Genomic DNA, 362 nt, shown 5'->3' with positions numbered 1-362 from the left:
GTCCTGCAGGGTCCGGATCTGCTGCAGCAGCCGCAGATCGCCCTCGTCGTACGTGCGGTACCCGTTCACGGCCCGCCGCGCAGGCAGCAGTCCGCGTGACTCGTAGTAGCGCAGAGTCCGCGTCGTCGTCCCGGCCCGCTCGGCCAGCTCCCCGATTCGCATGCTTCGACCGTAAAGGTTGACGCGGGCGTCAAGGCAAGCGCGGGGCTCTCCTCGCCCAGGCATTCCTTCAACTGCCTTTTACATTCAAGAAGTTAAGAGTGCATCGCCATTGACGGCCCCCTGGCGTGCACCTACAAAAAGCATGAGAGCGCTCTCAAGACCGGTACCTCGTTCCCGCTCCCCCGCCCCCACCGGAGAGG

At 64.9% G+C, this 362-nt stretch carries 1 protein-coding gene; it reads right to left on the bottom strand.

Features of this window, described 5'->3' with window-relative positions:
• Positions 1-162 (bottom strand): MerR family transcriptional regulator (locus AC1DUE_RS20910; RefSeq protein WP_477041308.1); only part of this gene is annotated, 162 nt, incomplete at its 3' end.
• Positions 163-362 lie beyond the last annotated feature (200 nt).

This window comes from Cellulomonas sp. P4_A2, from assembly GCF_056402515.1.
This window is presented reverse-complemented; position numbering and strand designations above follow the sequence as displayed.